Here is a 16,340-nt window from a genome sequence, read left to right on the forward strand (position 1 = left end):
GACGAATCGAACAGTGCCGACGTGGGTGAGGCGATGGACCGCGCCCTGGCCGACGCCACCGACGAAGTGGTTGCGCTCTCGCACTCGATCCACGCGGAACCGGAGCTGGCGTTCGCCGAACATCGCAGCGTCGCCAAGATCCTCGACACGCTCCGGGCCCACGATTTCGAGATCGAGACGGCCGTCGCGAGCATCGACACCGCGTTCACCGCGTCGTTCGGCAGCGGCGATCTGGTGATCGGAATCTGCGCGGAGTACGACGCTCTGCCCGAGATCGGTCATGCGTGCGGGCACAACATCATCGCGGCCTCGGCTGTGGGTGCTGCGCTTGCGCTCGCTCCGGTCGCCGACGCGCTCGGGATCACCGTGCGAGTGCTCGGTACCCCGGCCGAGGAGACCGGCGGCGGCAAGGTCTTGATGCTCGAGCGAGGAGTGTTCGACGGCGTCGGCGCGGCGTTGATGGTCCATCCCGGTCCCTTCGACATCGTGGGTGCGACCTCGCTGGCGCTGGCGGACATCGCGGTCAAGTTCACCGGCCGTGCCGCGCACGCGTCGGCTGCTCCCGAGTGGGGAATCAACGCAGGCGACGCGGTGACCATCAGCCAGGTTGCACTCGGGCTCCTGCGCCAGCATCTCTCGCCGGGTCAGCAGCTCCACGGCATCGTCAGCGACGGGGGTGTGGCACCGAACATCGTGCCCGGCCATGCTGAGCTGCTCTACTACCTGCGCGCGAACACCACCGAATCGCTGCACGCTCTGACGGCGAAGACGTACGCGTGTTTCGAGGCAGGAGCAATCGCCACCGGGTGCACTCACGAGATCCGCACGGTGTCGCCGACCTATGCGGCGTTGACGCCGGATTCGTGGCTGGCTGCGGCTTTTCGGCAGGAGATCGAAGCATTGGGCCGATCGCCCCTGGCTCCGGATTTGGAAGGATTTCGCCCGTTGGGCAGCACAGACATGGGAAACGTGACGAATGTTCTACCCGGTATTCATCCCGTCGTCGGCCTCGATGCGGGAGGAGCGGTGACCCATCAGCCGGAGTTCGCGGCCGCGTGTGTCACCGAGTCGGCCGATCGAGCGTTGCTCGACGGAGCTCTCGGTCTCGCCAGAACTGCTGCGCGCGCCGCAGCCGATCCCGGTACTCGCGCCCGTCTGCTCGACGGCGTGACCGCTCGCTCGGCGGCGCAGTCGTGAGTACCCGCGAGGACGCGATCGATCGGTGGATTCACGCGCACACGGCAGATCTCTCGCTGTGGCGGCGGCACATTCACGCACATCCGGAACTTGCCCGACGCGAATTCGGCACCACCGCGTTCGTGATGGAGCAGCTCGAAGCGGCGGGTCTGTCGCCCAAGCCGCTCCCCGGTGGAACGGGGTTGATCTGCGACATCGGGCCCGATGGTCCGCGGGTGGCGTTGCGGGCGGACATGGACGCCCTGCCGCTGCAGGAGAACACCGGCGCGGTGTACTCGTCGACCGTGCCGGGGGTGTCGCACGCCTGCGGGCACGACGCACACACCACGGTGCTGCTCGCGACCGGATTGGCGCTGGCGTCACTGCCGGACCTGCAGTACGGGGTGCGCCTGATCTTTCAGCCCGCCGAGGAGGTCATGCCGGGCGGTGCCCTCGACGCGGTGGCCGCGGGAGCGCTCGACGGCGTCACCAAGATCTTTGCGCTGCACTGTGATCCGCGGCTCGAGGTGGGGCAGGTCGGCGTGCGCCTCGGTGCGATCACCTCTGCGGCCGACACCGTCGAGCTGCGGCTGGATTCGCCCGGCGGACACACGTCTCGGCCGCACCTGACCACCGATCTGATCTACGCGCTGGGCACCGTCATCACCGGCCTGCCCGGAATGCTGAGCAGGCGCGTCGACCCGCGGACCAGCACGGTCATGGTGTGGGGAGCTGTGGTCGCGGGCCAGGCCCCCAACGCCATACCGCAGACCGGCATGCTGACCGGCACCGTCCGCACCGGCGACCACGAGACCTGGGCGTTGCTCGAACCGCTGGTCCGCGAGATCGTCACCGGATTGCTCGCACCGACCGGTGTCCGCTTCGAGCTGCACTATCGTCGCGGCGTGCCTCCCGTGGTCAACGATCCGGCGTCCACGCACACGTTCGAGAAGGCGATCGAGAGGGTCGGACCCGACGCATTGGCCGATACCGCGCAGTCCGGCGGCGGCGAGGATTTCTCGTGGTACCTCGAACGAGTGCCGGGCGCGATGGCTCGACTCGGCGTATGGCCGGGTACCGGGCCACAACTCGACATCCACCAGCCCACCTTCGATCTCGACGAACGAGCACTGGCCGTGGGCGTGAAGGTGATGACCGGAATCGCGCTGGATCCGAACTAGAGGCAGGAGACGAGATGACGTTCGAGGTGTCGCCGATCGGGATCGTCAGATCCGAACGCGCCGAGGTGATGGACGACAATTGGGGATCGGTCGAATCCGTCCTCGACCTTCACGACAGTGTGCTCGACGCCGACTCGACCCTCGGTCTCGCGGAATTCTCCCACCTCGAAGTGGTCTACGGCTTCCACCTGTGCGATCCGGCCGAGACGACCACCGGTTCTCGGAACCCCCGCGGTGACACGACGCTTCCTCGGGTGGGAGTCCTCGCTCAACGGGTCAAGGACCGGCCCAATCATCTCGGGGTGTCGCGGTGCGTGATCGTCGACGTGGACGGACTGCGCATCCGAGTCCGAGGTCTCGACGCGATCGACGGCACACCGGTGTTCGATGTCAAGCCGTTCCTGCAGTCCATGGTTCCCGAGCGTGAAGACGTGAAGGAACCGACGTGGGTGGCGTCGGTGATGAAGAACTACTTCTGATCGAACTACGAGGCGGTACCGGGACCGACGTTGCGGCTGTTGCGGGTTCGTAGGTCTCGCACGTATTCGGCTGGGGCACCGGCGATTTCGGCTGCCTCTGCCATGACGCCGAGGTAGCGTGCCGACGGCAGGCCGCCCTCGTAGGCGTCGAGCACGTACATCCAGGCGAGCACCGGCTCCCGGCCAGTCTCGATGCGCAGCCGGATCTTCCGGTGAATACCGAGTTCCGAGCCCTCCCAGCGATCCAGGCTCTCCTCGTCCTCCTCGGACACGTCGTAGAGCACGACGAAGACCTGCGAGTCGGGATCCTCCACGACCGTGGCCAGCGCGCCTTCCCAACCGATGTCGCCACCGCCGAAGGTCAACCGCCATCCGTGCAGCCACCCGGTTCCCGACAGGGGCGAGTGGGGGCATCGCTGCAACATTTGCTCCGGATGCATGTTGGATCCGTAGGCGGCATAAATTGGCACGTCGGCCAGCCTAAACCGTATCGGTGCACACTGACGCCTCGTGGTCGTGTTTCGGTGCGTCGCCGCAGGTCCGCCCTTCTACGGGGCAAGGCAAGCCAGCCCTACCGACGCGCGAGGGCAGCCTCTGGAATACCGTTGACGCGACACAGCGAGAGATTTCGAGCATGCGAGAAGAGGATCAATGACCCGGATTGTGATCATCGGTGGTGGTCCGGCAGGGTACGAAGCAGCGTTGGTTGCCGCACAGTACGGCGGAGAGGTGACGCTCGTCGATTCCGACGGTATCGGCGGTGCCTGCGTTCTCTGGGACTGCGTGCCGTCGAAGACGTTCATCGCCTCGACCGGCATTCGCACCGAGATGCGTCGAGCCAGCGACCTCGGTATCTCCCTCGATCCGTCGCAGGCGGCCGTCGCGCTGCCGAAGATTCACGACCGTGTGAAGAGCCTCGCGCAGGCGCAGTCCTCCGACATCGCCCACCGCGTCACCTCCGTCGGCGTGGAGCTGTTGGCCGGACGCGCCGAGATGATCGACTCTCACGTCGGGATGGCCTCGCATCAGATCAAGGCGGTGCTCGCCGACGGCGAAGAGCGCATCCTCGATGCCGATGTCGTGCTCATCGCGACCGGTGCCCGTCCCCGTGTGGTCAAGGGAGCCGAGCCCGACGGCGAACGCATCCTCAACTGGCGTCAGCTCTATGATCTCGAGTCCCTCCCCGAGCACCTGGTGGTCGTCGGATCCGGTGTGACCGGTGCCGAGTTCGTCTCGGCCTACACCGAGATGGGCGTCAAGGTCACCGCGGTCTCGAGCCGCGACCGCGTCCTTCCGCACGAGGACGAGGACGCCGCTCTGGTGCTCGAGGACGCGTTCAACGAGCGCGGCGTCACCCTCGTCAAGCACGCCCGCGCCGATTCGGTCGTTCGCACCGACGACGGCGTTCTGGTCACGCTGTCGGACGGCCGCACCGTCGAGGGCAGCCACGCCCTGATGACCGTCGGCTCGGTGCCCAACACCTCCGGTCTCGGACTCGAGAAGGTGGGCATCGAACTCGACAAGGGTGGATACCTGCGGGTGGATCGCGTCTCGCGGACCGCTGTCGCCGGTATCTATGCGGCCGGTGACTGCACCGGTCTGCTGCCGCTGGCCTCGGTTGCGGCGATGCAGGGACGCATTGCGATGTATCACGCACTGGGACAGGCCGTCAGCCCGATCAAGCTCAAGACCGTGGCCTCGGCGGTGTTCACTCGGCCGGAGATCGCGTCGGTCGGCGTCGCGCAGTCCAAGATCGACGCCGGTGACGTACCGGCGCGCGTGGTGATGCTGCCACTGACCACGAACCCGCGAGCCAAGATGAGCGGACTCAAGCGTGGTTTCGTGAAGATCTTCTGCCGCCCGGCGACCGGCGTCGTCATCGGTGGCGTCGTGGTCGCCCCGAGTGCGTCGGAGCTGATTCTGCCCATCGCGATGGCGGTACAGAACAACCTCTCGGTCAACGACCTGGCGAACACGTTCTCGGTGTACCCGTCGCTGTCCGGTTCGGTCATCGAGGCCGCGCGTCAGCTGATGGCGCACGACGATCTGGACTGATCTCATGATGTGAGAAATGCGTTTCATATCTCGGTAGCACGTGAGACAGTCGAAGGAGCGGACACACCCGTCCGCTCCTTCTTCGACTCAGCGGATCCGCGGGCCGTCTCCCCATTCCTGCTGCCCCGGAGCCTCTCTCATGTCCACTACGTACCGTCCCGCCGGCCTGGCCACCCGCACCGAATCGCTCACCAGCTCGGCCATCCGTGACCTCCTGGCTCTGACTGCACGCGACGATGTGATCAGCCTCGCCGGAGGTCTACCGGCCACCGATCTGATACCGATCGACCGCATCGCCGCAGCAGCAGAGGCTGCGCTTCGTCGCCCCGACGCGGTGCAGTACTGCGAGACATCCGGCCACCGCACTCTGCGTAGCGTCGTTGCAGCCAGGGAATCGCTCACGCGCGGGGGAATGCCCGTTCCGGTCGAGTCCGTCATCGTGACGCACGGTTCGCAACAGGCCCTGACGTTGCTCGCGCAGGCCCTGATCGACCCCGGTGCTGTCGTCGTGGTCGACGAACCCGCGTACACCGGTGCGCTGCAGGTGTTCTCGATCGCCGAAGCGCGCATCGAGTCCATTCCGATCACCGATACCGGAATGGACACCGACGAACTCGAACGCAGACTGGCGGCGGGGCTGCGTCCCGCGGTGGTCCACACTGTCGCGAACTTTCACAATCCGCGGGGAGTCACGATGAGCGAGCAGCGTCGACGCCACCTCGCGGCGCTCGCGGATCGTTACGGGTTCTGGGTCATCGAGGACGACCCGTACGGTGAGATATGTTTCGACACAACGGAATCCGATATCGGCGTTCCGCCGCTGCCGATCGCGTGCCACAGCGATCGCGTCATTCGACTCTCCAGTGCGTCGAAGATCCTCGCTCCGACGCTCCGTGTCGGCTGGTTCGTCGCCCCGCTCAGCATCTGTGCGGCGGTGGAACTGCTCAAGCAGGGCGCGGATCTGTGTGGATCCTCGATGACGCAGCTGATGGCAGCGGAGATGCTCGCCGACACCGCGTGGCTCGATGCGCACTTGGTCGTTCTGCGGCGCGAGTACGCCTGCCGTGCAACGGCATTGACGAATGCTCTCGGCGCCGAATTCGGTGATCGGCTCACCGTCTCGCGCCCCGAGGGTGGCATGTTCGCCTGGGCCACCTTCCGGGACGGAACCGACACCGGTGAGTTGCTCGACGCGGCGCTCGATCACGGAGTTGCCTTCGTGCCGGGCACGGCGTTCGCTTCGGATGCGCAGTACCGTCACTCGCTGCGGTTGAGCTTCGCCGGATCGACCCCGGCCGTGCTGGCAGAGGCAGTGCGACGATTGGGTGCCGCGCACACGGCGTCGACTCGGGTGCGCTGATCTGATTGCCCCGACCCGACTGCTTCGACCGGACTGTTTCGACCACGGCAGGTTCTGCGCCTCGAGGACCTGGGGCGGTAGCCTGACGTGCAAGCAATGCGGGGATTTTCGATGGATATGGAGCGTTCGAGATGAGCAACCGATCGAATACGAAGTTCCTCGGACCCGACCAGCGGGTGGAGGCGTGGGACCAGCTCGGAACCGAGCAGTTCGACGTGGTGGTGATCGGCGGTGGCGTCGTCGGCTCCGGTGCGGCCCTCGACGCGGCGACGCGCGGACTGAAGGTGGCGCTGGTCGAGGCGCGGGATTACGCGTCGGGAACGTCGTCTCGCTCGTCCAAGATGTTCCACGGCGGGCTTCGATACCTCGAGCAGCTCGAGTTCGGACTGGTCCGTGAGGCCCTGCACGAACGCGAGCTCTCCCTGTCCACGCTCGCACCGCACTTGGTCAAGCCGCTGAAGTTCCTCTTCCCGCTCACGCACCGGTTGTGGGAGCGTCCGTACATCGCCGCGGGGATTTTTCTGTACGACCGGATGGGTGGGGCCAAATCGGTGCCGCAGCAGAAGCACCTGACTCGATCCGGTGCGCTGCGGATGTCGCCCGGGATCAAACGCAAATCGTTGATCGGCGGGATCAGGTACTACGACACCGTCGTCGACGACGCCCGGCACACCATGACCGTCGCCAGGACGGCCGCTCATTACGGCGCAGTGGTGCGAACCTCCACCCAGGTCGTCGGCTTCCTGCGTGAGGCCGACCGGGTTTCCGGTGTGCGCGTGCGTGATTCGGAGACCGGTGCCACCACCGAGGTGCGGGCACACGTGGTGATCAACGCCACCGGCGTGTGGACCGACGAGATTCAGTCGCTGTCCAACATGCGCGGACGCTTCCGCGTACGCGCCTCGAAGGGCGTGCACATCGTGGTGCCGCGGGATCGAATCGTCAGCGAGGCCGCGATCATTCTGCGCACCGAGAAGTCGGTGCTGTTCATCATTCCGTGGGGTGCGCACTGGATCATCGGTACCACCGACACCGACTGGAATCTCGATCTGGCGCACCCGGCCGCCACCAAAGCCGACATCGACTACATCCTGGGCGAGGTCAACGGCGTGCTCGTCACGCCGCTCACCCACGCGGACATCGACGGTGTGTACGCGGGCCTGCGGCCGCTGCTGGCAGGCGAGAGCGACGAGACCTCCAAGCTCTCTCGCGAGCACGCGGTCGCTCGGGTGGCCCCGGGACTCATCGCCATCGCAGGCGGCAAGTACACGACCTACCGAGTCATGGCCGAGGACGCCGTCGATCTGGCGGCGGAGGACATCCCGGTGCGAGTGGCGTCCTCGATCACCGAGAAGGTGCCCCTCGTCGGTGCCGACGGTTACTTCGCCCTGGTCAATCAGGCACCGCATCTGGGCGAGATGTACAAGCTGCATCCACATCGGGTGACGCATCTGCTCGATCGATACGGTTCGTTGATCGACGAGGTGCTGGCGATGGCCGACGGCAAACCCGAACTGCTGCAACCACTCACCGATGCGCCGGCCTACCTTCAGGTGGAGGTGGTGTACGCCGCAGCAGCCGAGGGCGCACTCCATCTCGAGGACGTGCTCTCGCGTCGTACCAGGATTTCCATCGAGTACTCCCATCGCGGGATGAACTGCGCGGGTCAGGTGGCCGCGTTGATCGCACCCGTGCTGGGTTGGGACGAGGCCATGGTCGACCGTGAGGTCGAGACCTACCGCGCCCGGGTGGAAGCCGAGATCGAGTCGCAGCGCCAGCCCGACGACGAATCGGCAGACGCGCTGCGAGTCGTCGCTCCCGAGGCCCGCCAGGAAATCCTCGAACCTGTTCGCACGATCTAGCGCAGTCGAACCAGCGTCCGGGGTGCACGAGCCGCGGTCGCGCCGGACACGGCCATGATCAGCAGGGTGAGTATCGCAAGTGTCAACATACGATCCATGGTGATCGGCGAAGCTGTGAACAGGCTTGGCCGCACCTGACAGCGAGCTTTCAGGTTTCTTCCCGTCTTTGCTCGACAGGGCGCGAGGACGGCGCGAGCTGCGCCCGGAGATACGCCCTCTCGACCAGCGACGGGTCGAGAGCAAGCGCAGCCGTTCGTGCGTTCTCGGCCTCTTCCGTGCGGTCCAGGCGATCGAGCATCACAGCTCGACAGGCATGCCACAGGTAGTGGCTGCCGAGAGAATCGATGGCGTCGAGTGCATCGAGCCCGGCGGCAGGACCCTGGCTTTCCCCTACGGCGACACCGCGGTTGAGTGCCACGATCGGGGTGTTCTCCACAACCACGAGCGCGTCGTACAACATGACGATTCGTGACCAATCGGTGTCGGCGTAGGTCGCTGCAGTGGAGTGACATGCTGCGATGGCTGCCTGGACGGTGTAGCGGCTGGGCCGAGAGTCGTTGCGACGCAGTGCACTGTCCATCAACCGAGCACCCTCCTCGATAGCCTCTCGATTCCACCGAGATCTGTCCTGATCCTCCAGCCTGGCGAGGCCGCCCGATTCATCGGTCCTGGTCGCCCGGCGCGAGTCCGTGAACAGCATGAGGGCCAGAAGCCCCTGGAGTGACGGCTCGTTCGGCATCAGGTCGATCAGCAAGCGGGCCAACCGAAGTGCCTCGTCGCACAGCTGCGGCCGCACCAGCGTCTCGCCCCCGAGATGGCCGGCGGTGAACATCAGATACACCGTGGTGGCCACAGCGTCGAGTCGTTGCGGTAACTCTGCCGAATCCGGTACTCGATACGGAATGTTGGCAGCGGCGATCTTCTTCTTCGCGCGTGTGAGGCGTTTGGCCATGGTGGCCTCGGGCACGAGCATCAATCGGGCGATGTCGGACGTGGCGAGCCCGCAGAGCGTGCGCAGGCTCAGTGCCACCTGGGCGTCGACGGAGAGCGTCGGATGACAGCAGGTGAAGACCAACCGCAACAGATCGTCGGCGATCGCGGACTCGTCGCTCTCGCTCCAATTCTGCTTCAGCACGGCGAGATCCGCCGCCTCTCGTTCCTTCGTGGTGCGCCCGGCCTCGCGTCTGATGATGTCGAGTGCCTTGTTTCGAGCTACGGTCGTGAGCCAGGCGCGCGGATTGTCGGGGACACCCGATCGAGGCCAGTGAGCGAGGGCGGTCACCACAGCCTCGGAGACTGCGTCCTCGGCGACGGCAAGACTGCCGGTGGTGCGCACGAGGGTCGCCAGCACTCGGCGACCCTCGTCACGGACCACGGCCGCCAGGTGCTCGGCCGGTGTGCTCACTGAGCCATCGGGATGATCGGCCGTACTTCGATTGCTCCGTTCCATGCCGCTGGGATCTGTGCGGCCAGTGCGATCGCGGCATCGAGGTCCTGTGCCTCGAGGAGGAAGAACCCCGCGAGTACCTCTTTTGCTTCGGCGAACGGACCGTCCGTTGTCAGGACGTCACCTCCCTTCCCGCCCGACACGCGCACCGTGGTGGCGGTCGAGGTGGGGTGAAGGACCGCTCCGCCGATGATCGCGGGTCCGGCCGCGGCACTGAATGCACCGTATTCGGCCATCTCGTCCGCGACCTCGGGCGAGGTCCAGTCGGCGTCATGGGTGTAGACGATGGCTGCGTACGTGGTCATGAGGTCTCCTTGGAATCGTCGTGGTCGGCGCCGTTCGTCGACCTACACACGAAGGACGAACGAGGTTCGTCGAAAAGGACACCATGGACCGGACAATCTCGCCAGACCTCAGTTCTGGCAGTGCGGGCAGTGGTAGATCTGCCGTTCCTCGAGTGGGTTGTCACCGATGAAGCCGAATTCGATGGTGGTTCCGCAGCGTCGGCATGGCTTGTTCTCGCGCCCGTACACCCAGAAATGTCGGCCCGGGCGTCGATCCCCGGTAGTGACGCGCTGGTTTCGATCCTTGTTGGCCATGATCAATCGATAGGACAGGTCGATCGTCTTCTTCAGGTCACCGGCGTCGCCGACCGGTGTACGCGGGTCGATTCCACGCAGAAAGCAGATCTCGTTTCGATAGACGTTGCCGAGCCCGGCGATGTTGCGCTGATCGAGCAGCGCGAGTCCAACGGGACGAGCCGGATCCGACTCCAAATTGGTCAGGGCGGCTACTGGGTCCCAGTCGGGACCGAGTAGATCCGGTCCGAGATAGCCGACAACCTCGTCCTCGTCCTCGACGATGTCGAGGACTCCGAGCTCGAAACCGATGGCCTGCGCGTCGGCGGTGTTCAAGATGATCCGCGCCTGGAACGCCGGGCGACGCCAGCGAGCGCCGGGTGCATAGACGTGCCAGGTGCCCTCCATCTTCAGATGCGAATGAATGACGTAGCCGCCGACTCTGATCAGCAGGTGCTTACCGCGTGAGGCGACGGAATCGACGGTCTCTCCGGTGAAGTCGACTGTGGCGTAACGGGGTACGCGAATGTCGCAGGTGGTGAGCTGCCTGCCCTCGAGTGCGGCGCGCAGGGTGTTGGCAGCGCGCCAGACGGTATCGCCCTCGGGCATCGGTGTCCTCTCTCGTTCCTGGGGAGTATTGCGGTGCTTCAGCGACGCAGACGAAGGCCGCGTGGGGTCGCCGAGAAACCGGCCTCGGTCAGGGTCTTGGAGAAGTCCGTGCTGTGAATGTCGTGACCGTTGATCCGCTCGACGAGTAGCTTGTCGACTCCGCCGCGGCGAACGGTGGCCGCCAAAGCGGTTGCTGCAGCGCCGATGTCCTCGGTGTTCTCACCGAACGTCAGCACCGACTTTCCGCCGCGTTCGACGAACATCGTCAATTCGCCCCGGACGAGGACCACCAGTGCACCGGCCTTGCGACCCGGCCGGTGCTTCGTCGTTTCGTCCGGCTTGTCTCCGACACCGGCCTCGCCGCTGCCTGCTTTCGGCCAGGGCAGTGCTCCGCCATAGGGGTTGGCCGGATCGCAGGACGCGAGCACGACGGCGGTGGCGTTCTTCTTCGGTTCGTCGTAGCTGCGCAACCGGTCCACCACATCGGAGGTGGAGAACTGTGCGCCGCCGAGGGAATCGACGAAGTAGCCGCGACGGCAGCGACCGGAATCCTCGAATCCGGTGAGCACCTTGTACATCGTGGCGAATCCGCCGGGCACGCCCTCGTTCATCACCGAACCGCGGGTCACCACGCCGTAACGTTCGAGCAGTACGTCGGCGGTCGCATGGGCGCGGACGGTCAGGTCGGGTTCGAGCTCGGGCAACCTCGACCATCGTCCACCCGCGGTCGGGGGTCCGGTGCGGGTGGGCAGGGATGGCCGCTCGAACTGCCGGTACGAGCGCAACCGCGGTGTGCGACGCGGTGCTCGATGGCTCGGGGCCGAGCGGGTGGTCGTGGAGTTCAACAGCGCGCGCAGCGGGGCGAATGTGTCGTTGCTCAGACGGCCCGCCCACACCAACTCCCACAGGGCGGCCTGCAGAGCGGTGTCGTCGGTGCTGCCGACGGTGTCGGAAAGTTGGCGGAAGAAGTACGCGCCGCCGCCCGCAACGGCGTCCTGAATGCGAATCTGCAACTCCGACAGGTCGGATTCGGCAGCGGGCACGAGGGTCAGCGGAGCGGTGTCGGCCATGTGCAGGCTCACCCAGCCGTCCTTCGAGGAGATCGCGCCGTGCCCCGACCACAACACCTCTCCGGTGGAGGTCAGTTCGTCGAGCATCGCCGGACTGTAGTCCGTCACCCGCGACGAGAGTACGAGTGATTCCCAGGCCGATGCCGGAACAGGAACGCCCGCAAGCTGTTCGATGACGGTCGCGACGCCGTCGATTCCGCTCAGGCGTCGGCTGTCCACGTGCTGCCACGCCGGCAGGAAGCGGCCGAGGGTGGCGGTGGAGACGGGTTCGATCTCCTGCCGGGCCGCAGCGAGCGACCGGCGCCGCAAACGTCGCAGGACCTCGGCCTCGCACCATTCGCTGCCGGTGGCTCCGGGCCGAAATTCGCCCTCGACGACGCGCTTGTCGACGGCGAGTCTGCGCAGGACGTCGCGTACCACGGCGGTGCCCACCCCGAAGCGCGCCGCCGCGTCGTCGAGGGTGAACGGTCCGTGTGTTCGGGCGTACCGGCTGATCAGGTCCACCAGCGGATCGTCGACGGGTTCGATGAAGGCGGCCGGAGTTCCGATGGGAAGCGGCACGCCCAATGCGTCGCGCAGCCGAGCGGCGTCCTCGATCGCCGTCCACCAGTTCTTGCCTGCGAACGAGACCTCCATCGCCCGCTTGGCATCGGCGAGTTCGGTGAGCCACTGCGGGTATTCGTCGCCGTCGGTTCGAAGGCCGACTTCCTCGACGGTCAGCGGACCGAGCAGTCGCAGCAGATCCGCGACGCCTTCGATGTCCTTGGCGTGGCGGTCCTCGGGGAGGCGCTGTAGCTCGAGTTCGGTGGTGGTGATGACGCTGTCGTCGAGCAGCTCTCGCAGTTCGACGCGTCCGAGCAGCTCGGCGAGGAGCGCCGAGTCGAGTGACAGTGCGGCGGCTCGGCGTTCGGCCAACGGGCTGTCGCCCTCGTACATGAATGCGCCGACGTAGTTGAACAGCAGCGAATTGGCGAACGGGGACGGTGACGGCGTCTCGACGTCGACGATTCTGATCTGGCGTCGGCCGATTCTGGCCAGGATGTCCTCGAGGGCGGGGAGGTCGTAGACGTCTTGCAGGCACTCACGGACGGTCTCGAGCAGGATCGGGAACGTCGGGTATTTGCGTGCCACGTCGAGCAGCTGGGCCGAACGCTGGCGCTGCTGCCACAGCGGCGCTCGCTTGCCCGGGTTGCGGCGGGGGAGAAGCAGTGCGCGAGCGGCACATTCGCGGAATCTCGATGCGAACAGAGCCGACCCGCCGACCTGTTCGGTGACGATGTCGGCGATCTCGTCGCGCTCGAAGACGAACAGTTCTGCGCCCGGTGGCTGGTCGTCGGTGTCGGGAAGCCGGACGATGATGCCGTCGTCGGATGCGGTGGGGGCGGCGTCGATGCCGTACCGCTCGATCAGCCTCGCGCCGACTGCGAGCGCCCACGGCGCGTGCACCTGCTGGCCGTAGGTGGAATGCAGAACCAGTCGCCAGTCACCGAGTTCGTCGCGGAACCGCTCGACGATCATCGTCTTGTCGGTGGGGAGCTGGCCGGTGGCCTCGAGTTGCTCGTCGAGCAATGCGATGAGGTTGTTGACGGCGTTGGCGTCGAGACCGTCGGAGCTCAGCCGGTCGGCCAAGTTGCTGCGATCGGTGGTGCTGCGCAGGAACTCGCCCAGGGCTCGGCCGAGTTCGGCCGGCCGGCCCAGGCCGTCGCCGTGCCAGAAGGGGAGCCGGCCGGGTTGGCCGTACGCCGGGCTGACGAGCACCCGATCGTGGGTGATCTCCTCGATCCGCCAGCTGGTGGCACCGAGAGCGAACACGTCACCCACTCGCGATTCGTAGACCATCTCCTCGTCGAGTTCGCCTACCCTGGACTGCTTTTCGCCCACCATGTACACGGTGAACAGGCCGCGGTCCGGGATGGTGCCACCGGAGGTGACGGCCAGTCGCTGCGACCCGGGACGGCCGGTGAGAGTGTTGGCGTCGCGGTCCCACACGAGCCTCGGCCGTAGTTCCGCGAACTCGTCCGAGGGGTAGCGGCCCGAGAGCAGATCGAGAGTCGACTCGTAGGCAGATCGGGGCAGGGTGGCGAAACTGCCTGTGCGACGGACGGAATCGAACCAGTCCTCGGCGTCGATCGGTTCGAGGGCACATGCCGCCACGGTCTGCTGCGCCAGCACGTCGAGTGGATTGGCGGGAACGAACAACGCCTCGATCTTGCCCGACGTCATGCGTTCGACGGTGACGGCGCAGTGGATCAGGTCGGTGCGGTGCTTGGGGAACAACACACCCTTGGAGATCTCGCCGACCTGGTGACCTGCGCGTCCGACGCGTTGCAACCCACTCGCCACCGATGGCGGCGCTTCGACCTGGACGACCAGATCGACTGCGCCCATGTCGATTCCGAGTTCGAGGCTGCTGGTGGCGACGACGCAGCGCAGCCTGCCGGTCTTGAGATCGTCTTCGATCAGCGCGCGCTGATCCTTGCTGACACTGCCGTGGTGGGCCCGGGCCAGCAACGGATCGGCACCGTGGTTCACGTCGGTGGGAGTGCCGACCTGCGAGGGCGGTTTGTGCTCGGTCTCGACGCCGTCGCCGATCCGTTCGGCGTACACCTCGTTGAGCCGCGCAGTCAGCCGCTCTGCGAGACGTCGAGAATTGGCGAAGACGATGCACGATTTGTGCTCGAGGATGAGATCGACCATCTTCTCCTCGACGTGGGGCCAGATGGATCCCTGCGCCGGGGGAGCGGCCGAGGTGTCCGCATTCGGGTCGGTGACGCCCAGTTCGGTCATGTCCTCGACCGGCACCTGGACCGTCAGATCGAACGTCTTCGGTGCAGGCGGAGCGACGATCTCGATGGGAGCGGCACCGGCCAGGAATCGGCCGACCTCCTCGTGGGGTCGCACCGTCGCGGACAGGCCGATGCGTTGAGCCGGCTTGTCCAGCATCGCGTCGAGTCGTTCGAGAGACACTGCGAGGTGTGCGCCACGTTTGGTGCCTGCGACGGCGTGTACCTCGTCGACGATGACGGTGTCGACCTCGGCGAGGATGTCTCGCGCGGCCGAGGTGAGCATGAGGAACAGCGACTCCGGGGTGGTGATCAGGATGTCCGGCGGCGTCTTGATCATGTTCCTGCGGTCGGCGGCGCTGGTGTCGCCGGATCGCACACCGACCGAGATCTCCGGTGGGTTCAGGCCGAGGCGCTTGGCGGTCTGGGTGATGCCGACGAGGGGAGCGCGCAGGTTCCGCTCGACGTCGACGGCAAGGGCCTTGAGCGGCGAGATGTAGAGGACTTTGGTCTTGCGGGTGCTGTCCGCACCCAGCTGCGCAAGCTCGTCCAAGGCCCACAGGAAGGCCGAGAGCGTCTTACCCGAACCCGTCGGAGCAACCACGAGGGTGTGCGAACCACTCGAGATGGACGACCACGCGCCCAACTGCGCGGACGTCGGAGCGGGAAAAGCGCCGGTGAACCATTCCCGGGTCGGCCGCGACAACTTCTGCATCACCGACAGCTCGCCCGCTGCGTCGGTGCCCGTACTCTGCCTGGCCATCCCATCATCATGCCCCCGGGCACCGACAGATAACCCTCACGCCGTTCCCCGAGCGTGCGGCGGTGTCGATTCGAGCGATTCGGGTACACCGCCCCCATGACCGACGACCAAGAGATCATGCAGAAGATTTCCGCGAAACTCGACGCTCTGCTCGGCAGCAAGACCAACGGCCTGCAGAACGAGGTGCCTCCGGGCGCGAGCATCCAGTCCGACGAGGACGATGCCGAGCACGGGCCACTCGGCCGCGACTACCACCTGGCAAGCAAATACGCGCAGGCTCTCGCCATCAACGAGCCTCAGGTCATCGACCGCGAGGAATTCGATCGACTGGTCGCCGAGTACGGCTGACCAGCACCGCTGCGCGACACCGGCCCCGGCCCGCCTACGTGGGTCGGGGCTTCGTCGTGTTCGCAGCCGTGGCGCGGAGCCCGGCACCGGATCTACAGTCGACGGGGTGACCGAACGCAAGAAACCAGGAGTCACGTTCGAGTCCTGGGTGGACAAGCAGATTCGCGAGGCGCAGGACAACGGTGCGTTCGAGGGCCTCGAGGGCACCGGCAAGCCGATCCCGGTCGGCGATCCCGGCGACGAGCTGTGGTGGGTGCGGGGCTACCTGAAACGGGAGAACCTGCCCGCCGACGCCTTGCTACCCACTGCATTGCAGCTGCGCAAGGAGATCGAGCGGCTGCCGTCGACATTGATCGGCATTCGGCGCGAGGATTCGGCACGAGAGGTGTTGGACGAGTTGAACGCTCGCATCGTCGACTGGATTCGGTTCCCGACGCCGCCGATCGTGCCGCTCGGCCCGGTGGACGTCGAGAACTGGATGGAGAGCTGGCGGATCAACCGCGCCGAGGTCGACCGACTGGCCCGCGAGCATGCGGCGCAGTCGCCCGCCACACCAACGAATCCGGCGGGTTCGAACCCACCGTCCTGGTGGACGCGACTACGTACGAGCATCGCCCGGGGGCGTTGAG

At 66.2% G+C, this 16,340-nt stretch carries 13 protein-coding genes; 8 read left to right on the plus strand and 5 right to left on the minus strand.

Going from position 1 to position 16,340, the window contains the following annotated elements:
• The first annotated feature begins 33 nt into the window (after positions 1 to 33).
• Genes R3P95_RS00070 through R3P95_RS00080 form a run of 3 tightly spaced genes read left to right on the plus strand, consistent with a single transcriptional unit; the run spans position 34 to position 2,836 of the window.
• A complete protein-coding gene (locus R3P95_RS00070) occupies positions 34 to 1,197 on the plus strand; it encodes a M20 family metallopeptidase (protein ID WP_317547307.1) in 1,164 nt (387 codons plus the stop codon).
• Positions 1,194 to 2,357, plus strand: a complete 1,164-nt coding sequence (locus tag R3P95_RS00075) for a M20 family metallopeptidase (RefSeq protein WP_269593465.1) — start codon at positions 1,194 to 1,196, stop codon at positions 2,355 to 2,357. Before R3P95_RS00070 ends, R3P95_RS00075 begins: the two co-directional genes overlap by 4 nt.
• 14 nt (positions 2,358 to 2,371) lie before the next feature.
• The gene (locus tag R3P95_RS00080; protein WP_317547070.1) at positions 2,372 to 2,836 is read left to right on the plus strand and encodes an SAM-dependent methyltransferase; all 465 of its coding nucleotides are present in this window, start codon (positions 2,372 to 2,374) and stop codon (positions 2,834 to 2,836) included.
• 5 nt (positions 2,837 to 2,841) lie between these two features.
• On the opposite strand, the gene R3P95_RS00085 is transcribed toward R3P95_RS00080, so the two are convergent.
• Positions 2,842 to 3,306 (minus strand): gamma-glutamylcyclotransferase, encoded by a 465-nt coding sequence (locus R3P95_RS00085; RefSeq protein WP_037188123.1) that lies wholly within the window; start codon positions 3,304 to 3,306, stop codon positions 2,842 to 2,844.
• A gap of 181 nt (positions 3,307 to 3,487) precedes the next feature.
• Here R3P95_RS00085 and R3P95_RS00090 point away from each other — a divergent pair, with 181 nt between their 5' ends.
• The 3 genes from R3P95_RS00090 to glpD all read left to right on the plus strand — a co-directional run bounded on the left by R3P95_RS00090 (position 3,488) and on the right by glpD (position 8,113).
• Positions 3,488 to 4,891, plus strand: coding sequence for an NAD(P)H-quinone dehydrogenase (locus R3P95_RS00090; RefSeq protein ID WP_068051456.1), 1,404 nt, complete (start codon positions 3,488 to 3,490; stop codon positions 4,889 to 4,891).
• A 139-nt stretch (positions 4,892 to 5,030) separates the two neighbouring features.
• Positions 5,031 to 6,251, plus strand: a complete 1,221-nt coding sequence (locus R3P95_RS00095) for an aminotransferase-like domain-containing protein (protein WP_317547071.1) — start codon at positions 5,031 to 5,033, stop codon at positions 6,249 to 6,251.
• Between the two features lie 131 nt (positions 6,252 to 6,382).
• Positions 6,383 to 8,113 carry a glycerol-3-phosphate dehydrogenase gene (gene glpD, locus R3P95_RS00100; RefSeq protein WP_149405403.1) on the plus strand — a complete coding sequence of 577 codons (1,731 nt, stop codon included), beginning with the start codon at positions 6,383 to 6,385 and terminating at the stop codon, positions 8,111 to 8,113.
• A gap of 148 nt (positions 8,114 to 8,261) precedes the next feature.
• On the opposite strand, the gene R3P95_RS00105 is transcribed toward glpD, so the two are convergent.
• From R3P95_RS00105 to R3P95_RS00120, 4 genes are all read right to left on the minus strand, one after another.
• The gene (locus R3P95_RS00105; protein ID WP_317547072.1) at positions 8,262 to 9,518 is read right to left on the minus strand and encodes an RNA polymerase sigma factor; all 1,257 of its coding nucleotides are present in this window, start codon (positions 9,516 to 9,518) and stop codon (positions 8,262 to 8,264) included.
• On the minus strand, positions 9,515 to 9,865 hold the full coding sequence (locus R3P95_RS00110; RefSeq protein WP_068051448.1) for a YciI family protein: 351 nt from the start codon (positions 9,863 to 9,865) through the stop codon (positions 9,515 to 9,517). The genes R3P95_RS00105 and R3P95_RS00110 overlap by 4 nt, the downstream gene beginning before the upstream one ends.
• A 108-nt stretch (positions 9,866 to 9,973) precedes the next feature.
• Complete coding sequence (locus tag R3P95_RS00115) at positions 9,974 to 10,747, minus strand: DNA-formamidopyrimidine glycosylase family protein (protein ID WP_317547073.1); 774 nt, start codon at positions 10,745 to 10,747, stop codon at positions 9,974 to 9,976.
• 38 nt (positions 10,748 to 10,785) lie between these two features.
• Positions 10,786 to 15,363 (minus strand): ATP-dependent helicase, encoded by a 4,578-nt coding sequence (locus tag R3P95_RS00120; RefSeq protein WP_394855363.1) that lies wholly within the window; start codon positions 15,361 to 15,363, stop codon positions 10,786 to 10,788.
• A 96-nt stretch (positions 15,364 to 15,459) separates the two neighbouring features.
• Between R3P95_RS00120 and R3P95_RS00125 the strand changes: the two genes are divergently transcribed.
• Both R3P95_RS00125 and R3P95_RS00130 read left to right on the plus strand, forming a co-directional pair.
• A complete protein-coding gene (locus R3P95_RS00125; RefSeq protein ID WP_068051442.1) occupies positions 15,460 to 15,711 on the plus strand; it encodes a modification methylase HgiDII in 252 nt (83 codons plus the stop codon).
• Positions 15,712 to 15,817: 106 nt separating this feature from the next.
• Positions 15,818 to 16,339 carry a DnaJ family domain-containing protein gene (locus tag R3P95_RS00130; RefSeq protein ID WP_317547074.1) on the plus strand — a complete coding sequence of 174 codons (522 nt, stop codon included), beginning with the start codon at positions 15,818 to 15,820 and terminating at the stop codon, positions 16,337 to 16,339.
• Position 16,340: the final 1 nt, after the last annotated feature.

Origin of the sequence: Rhodococcus cercidiphylli, assembly GCF_033042225.1 — a bacterium.
In the GTDB taxonomy this organism is placed as follows: domain Bacteria; phylum Actinomycetota; class Actinomycetes; order Mycobacteriales; family Mycobacteriaceae; genus Rhodococcoides.

What these genes read in the sequence shown, in the direction of transcription:
- R3P95_RS00070 (WP_317547307.1), top strand. Translation starts at nt 34, where the DNA reads ATGGACCGCGCCCTGGCCGACGCCACCGACGAAGTGGTTGCGCTCTCG.
- R3P95_RS00080 (WP_317547070.1), top strand. Translation starts at nt 2,372, where the DNA reads ATGACGTTCGAGGTGTCGCCGATCGGGATCGTCAGATCCGAACGCGCC.
- R3P95_RS00090 (WP_068051456.1), top strand. Translation starts at nt 3,488, where the DNA reads ATGACCCGGATTGTGATCATCGGTGGTGGTCCGGCAGGGTACGAAGCA.
- R3P95_RS00095 (WP_317547071.1), top strand. Translation starts at nt 5,031, where the DNA reads ATGTCCACTACGTACCGTCCCGCCGGCCTGGCCACCCGCACCGAATCG.
- glpD (WP_149405403.1), top strand. Translation starts at nt 6,383, where the DNA reads ATGAGCAACCGATCGAATACGAAGTTCCTCGGACCCGACCAGCGGGTG.
- R3P95_RS00110 (WP_068051448.1), bottom strand. Translation starts at nt 9,865, where the DNA reads ATGACCACGTACGCAGCCATCGTCTACACCCATGACGCCGACTGGACC.
- R3P95_RS00115 (WP_317547073.1), bottom strand. Translation starts at nt 10,747, where the DNA reads ATGCCCGAGGGCGATACCGTCTGGCGCGCTGCCAACACCCTGCGCGCC.
- R3P95_RS00120 (WP_394855363.1), bottom strand. Translation starts at nt 15,363, where the DNA reads ATGGCCAGGCAGAGTACGGGCACCGACGCAGCGGGCGAGCTGTCGGTG.
- R3P95_RS00125 (WP_068051442.1), top strand. Translation starts at nt 15,460, where the DNA reads ATGACCGACGACCAAGAGATCATGCAGAAGATTTCCGCGAAACTCGAC.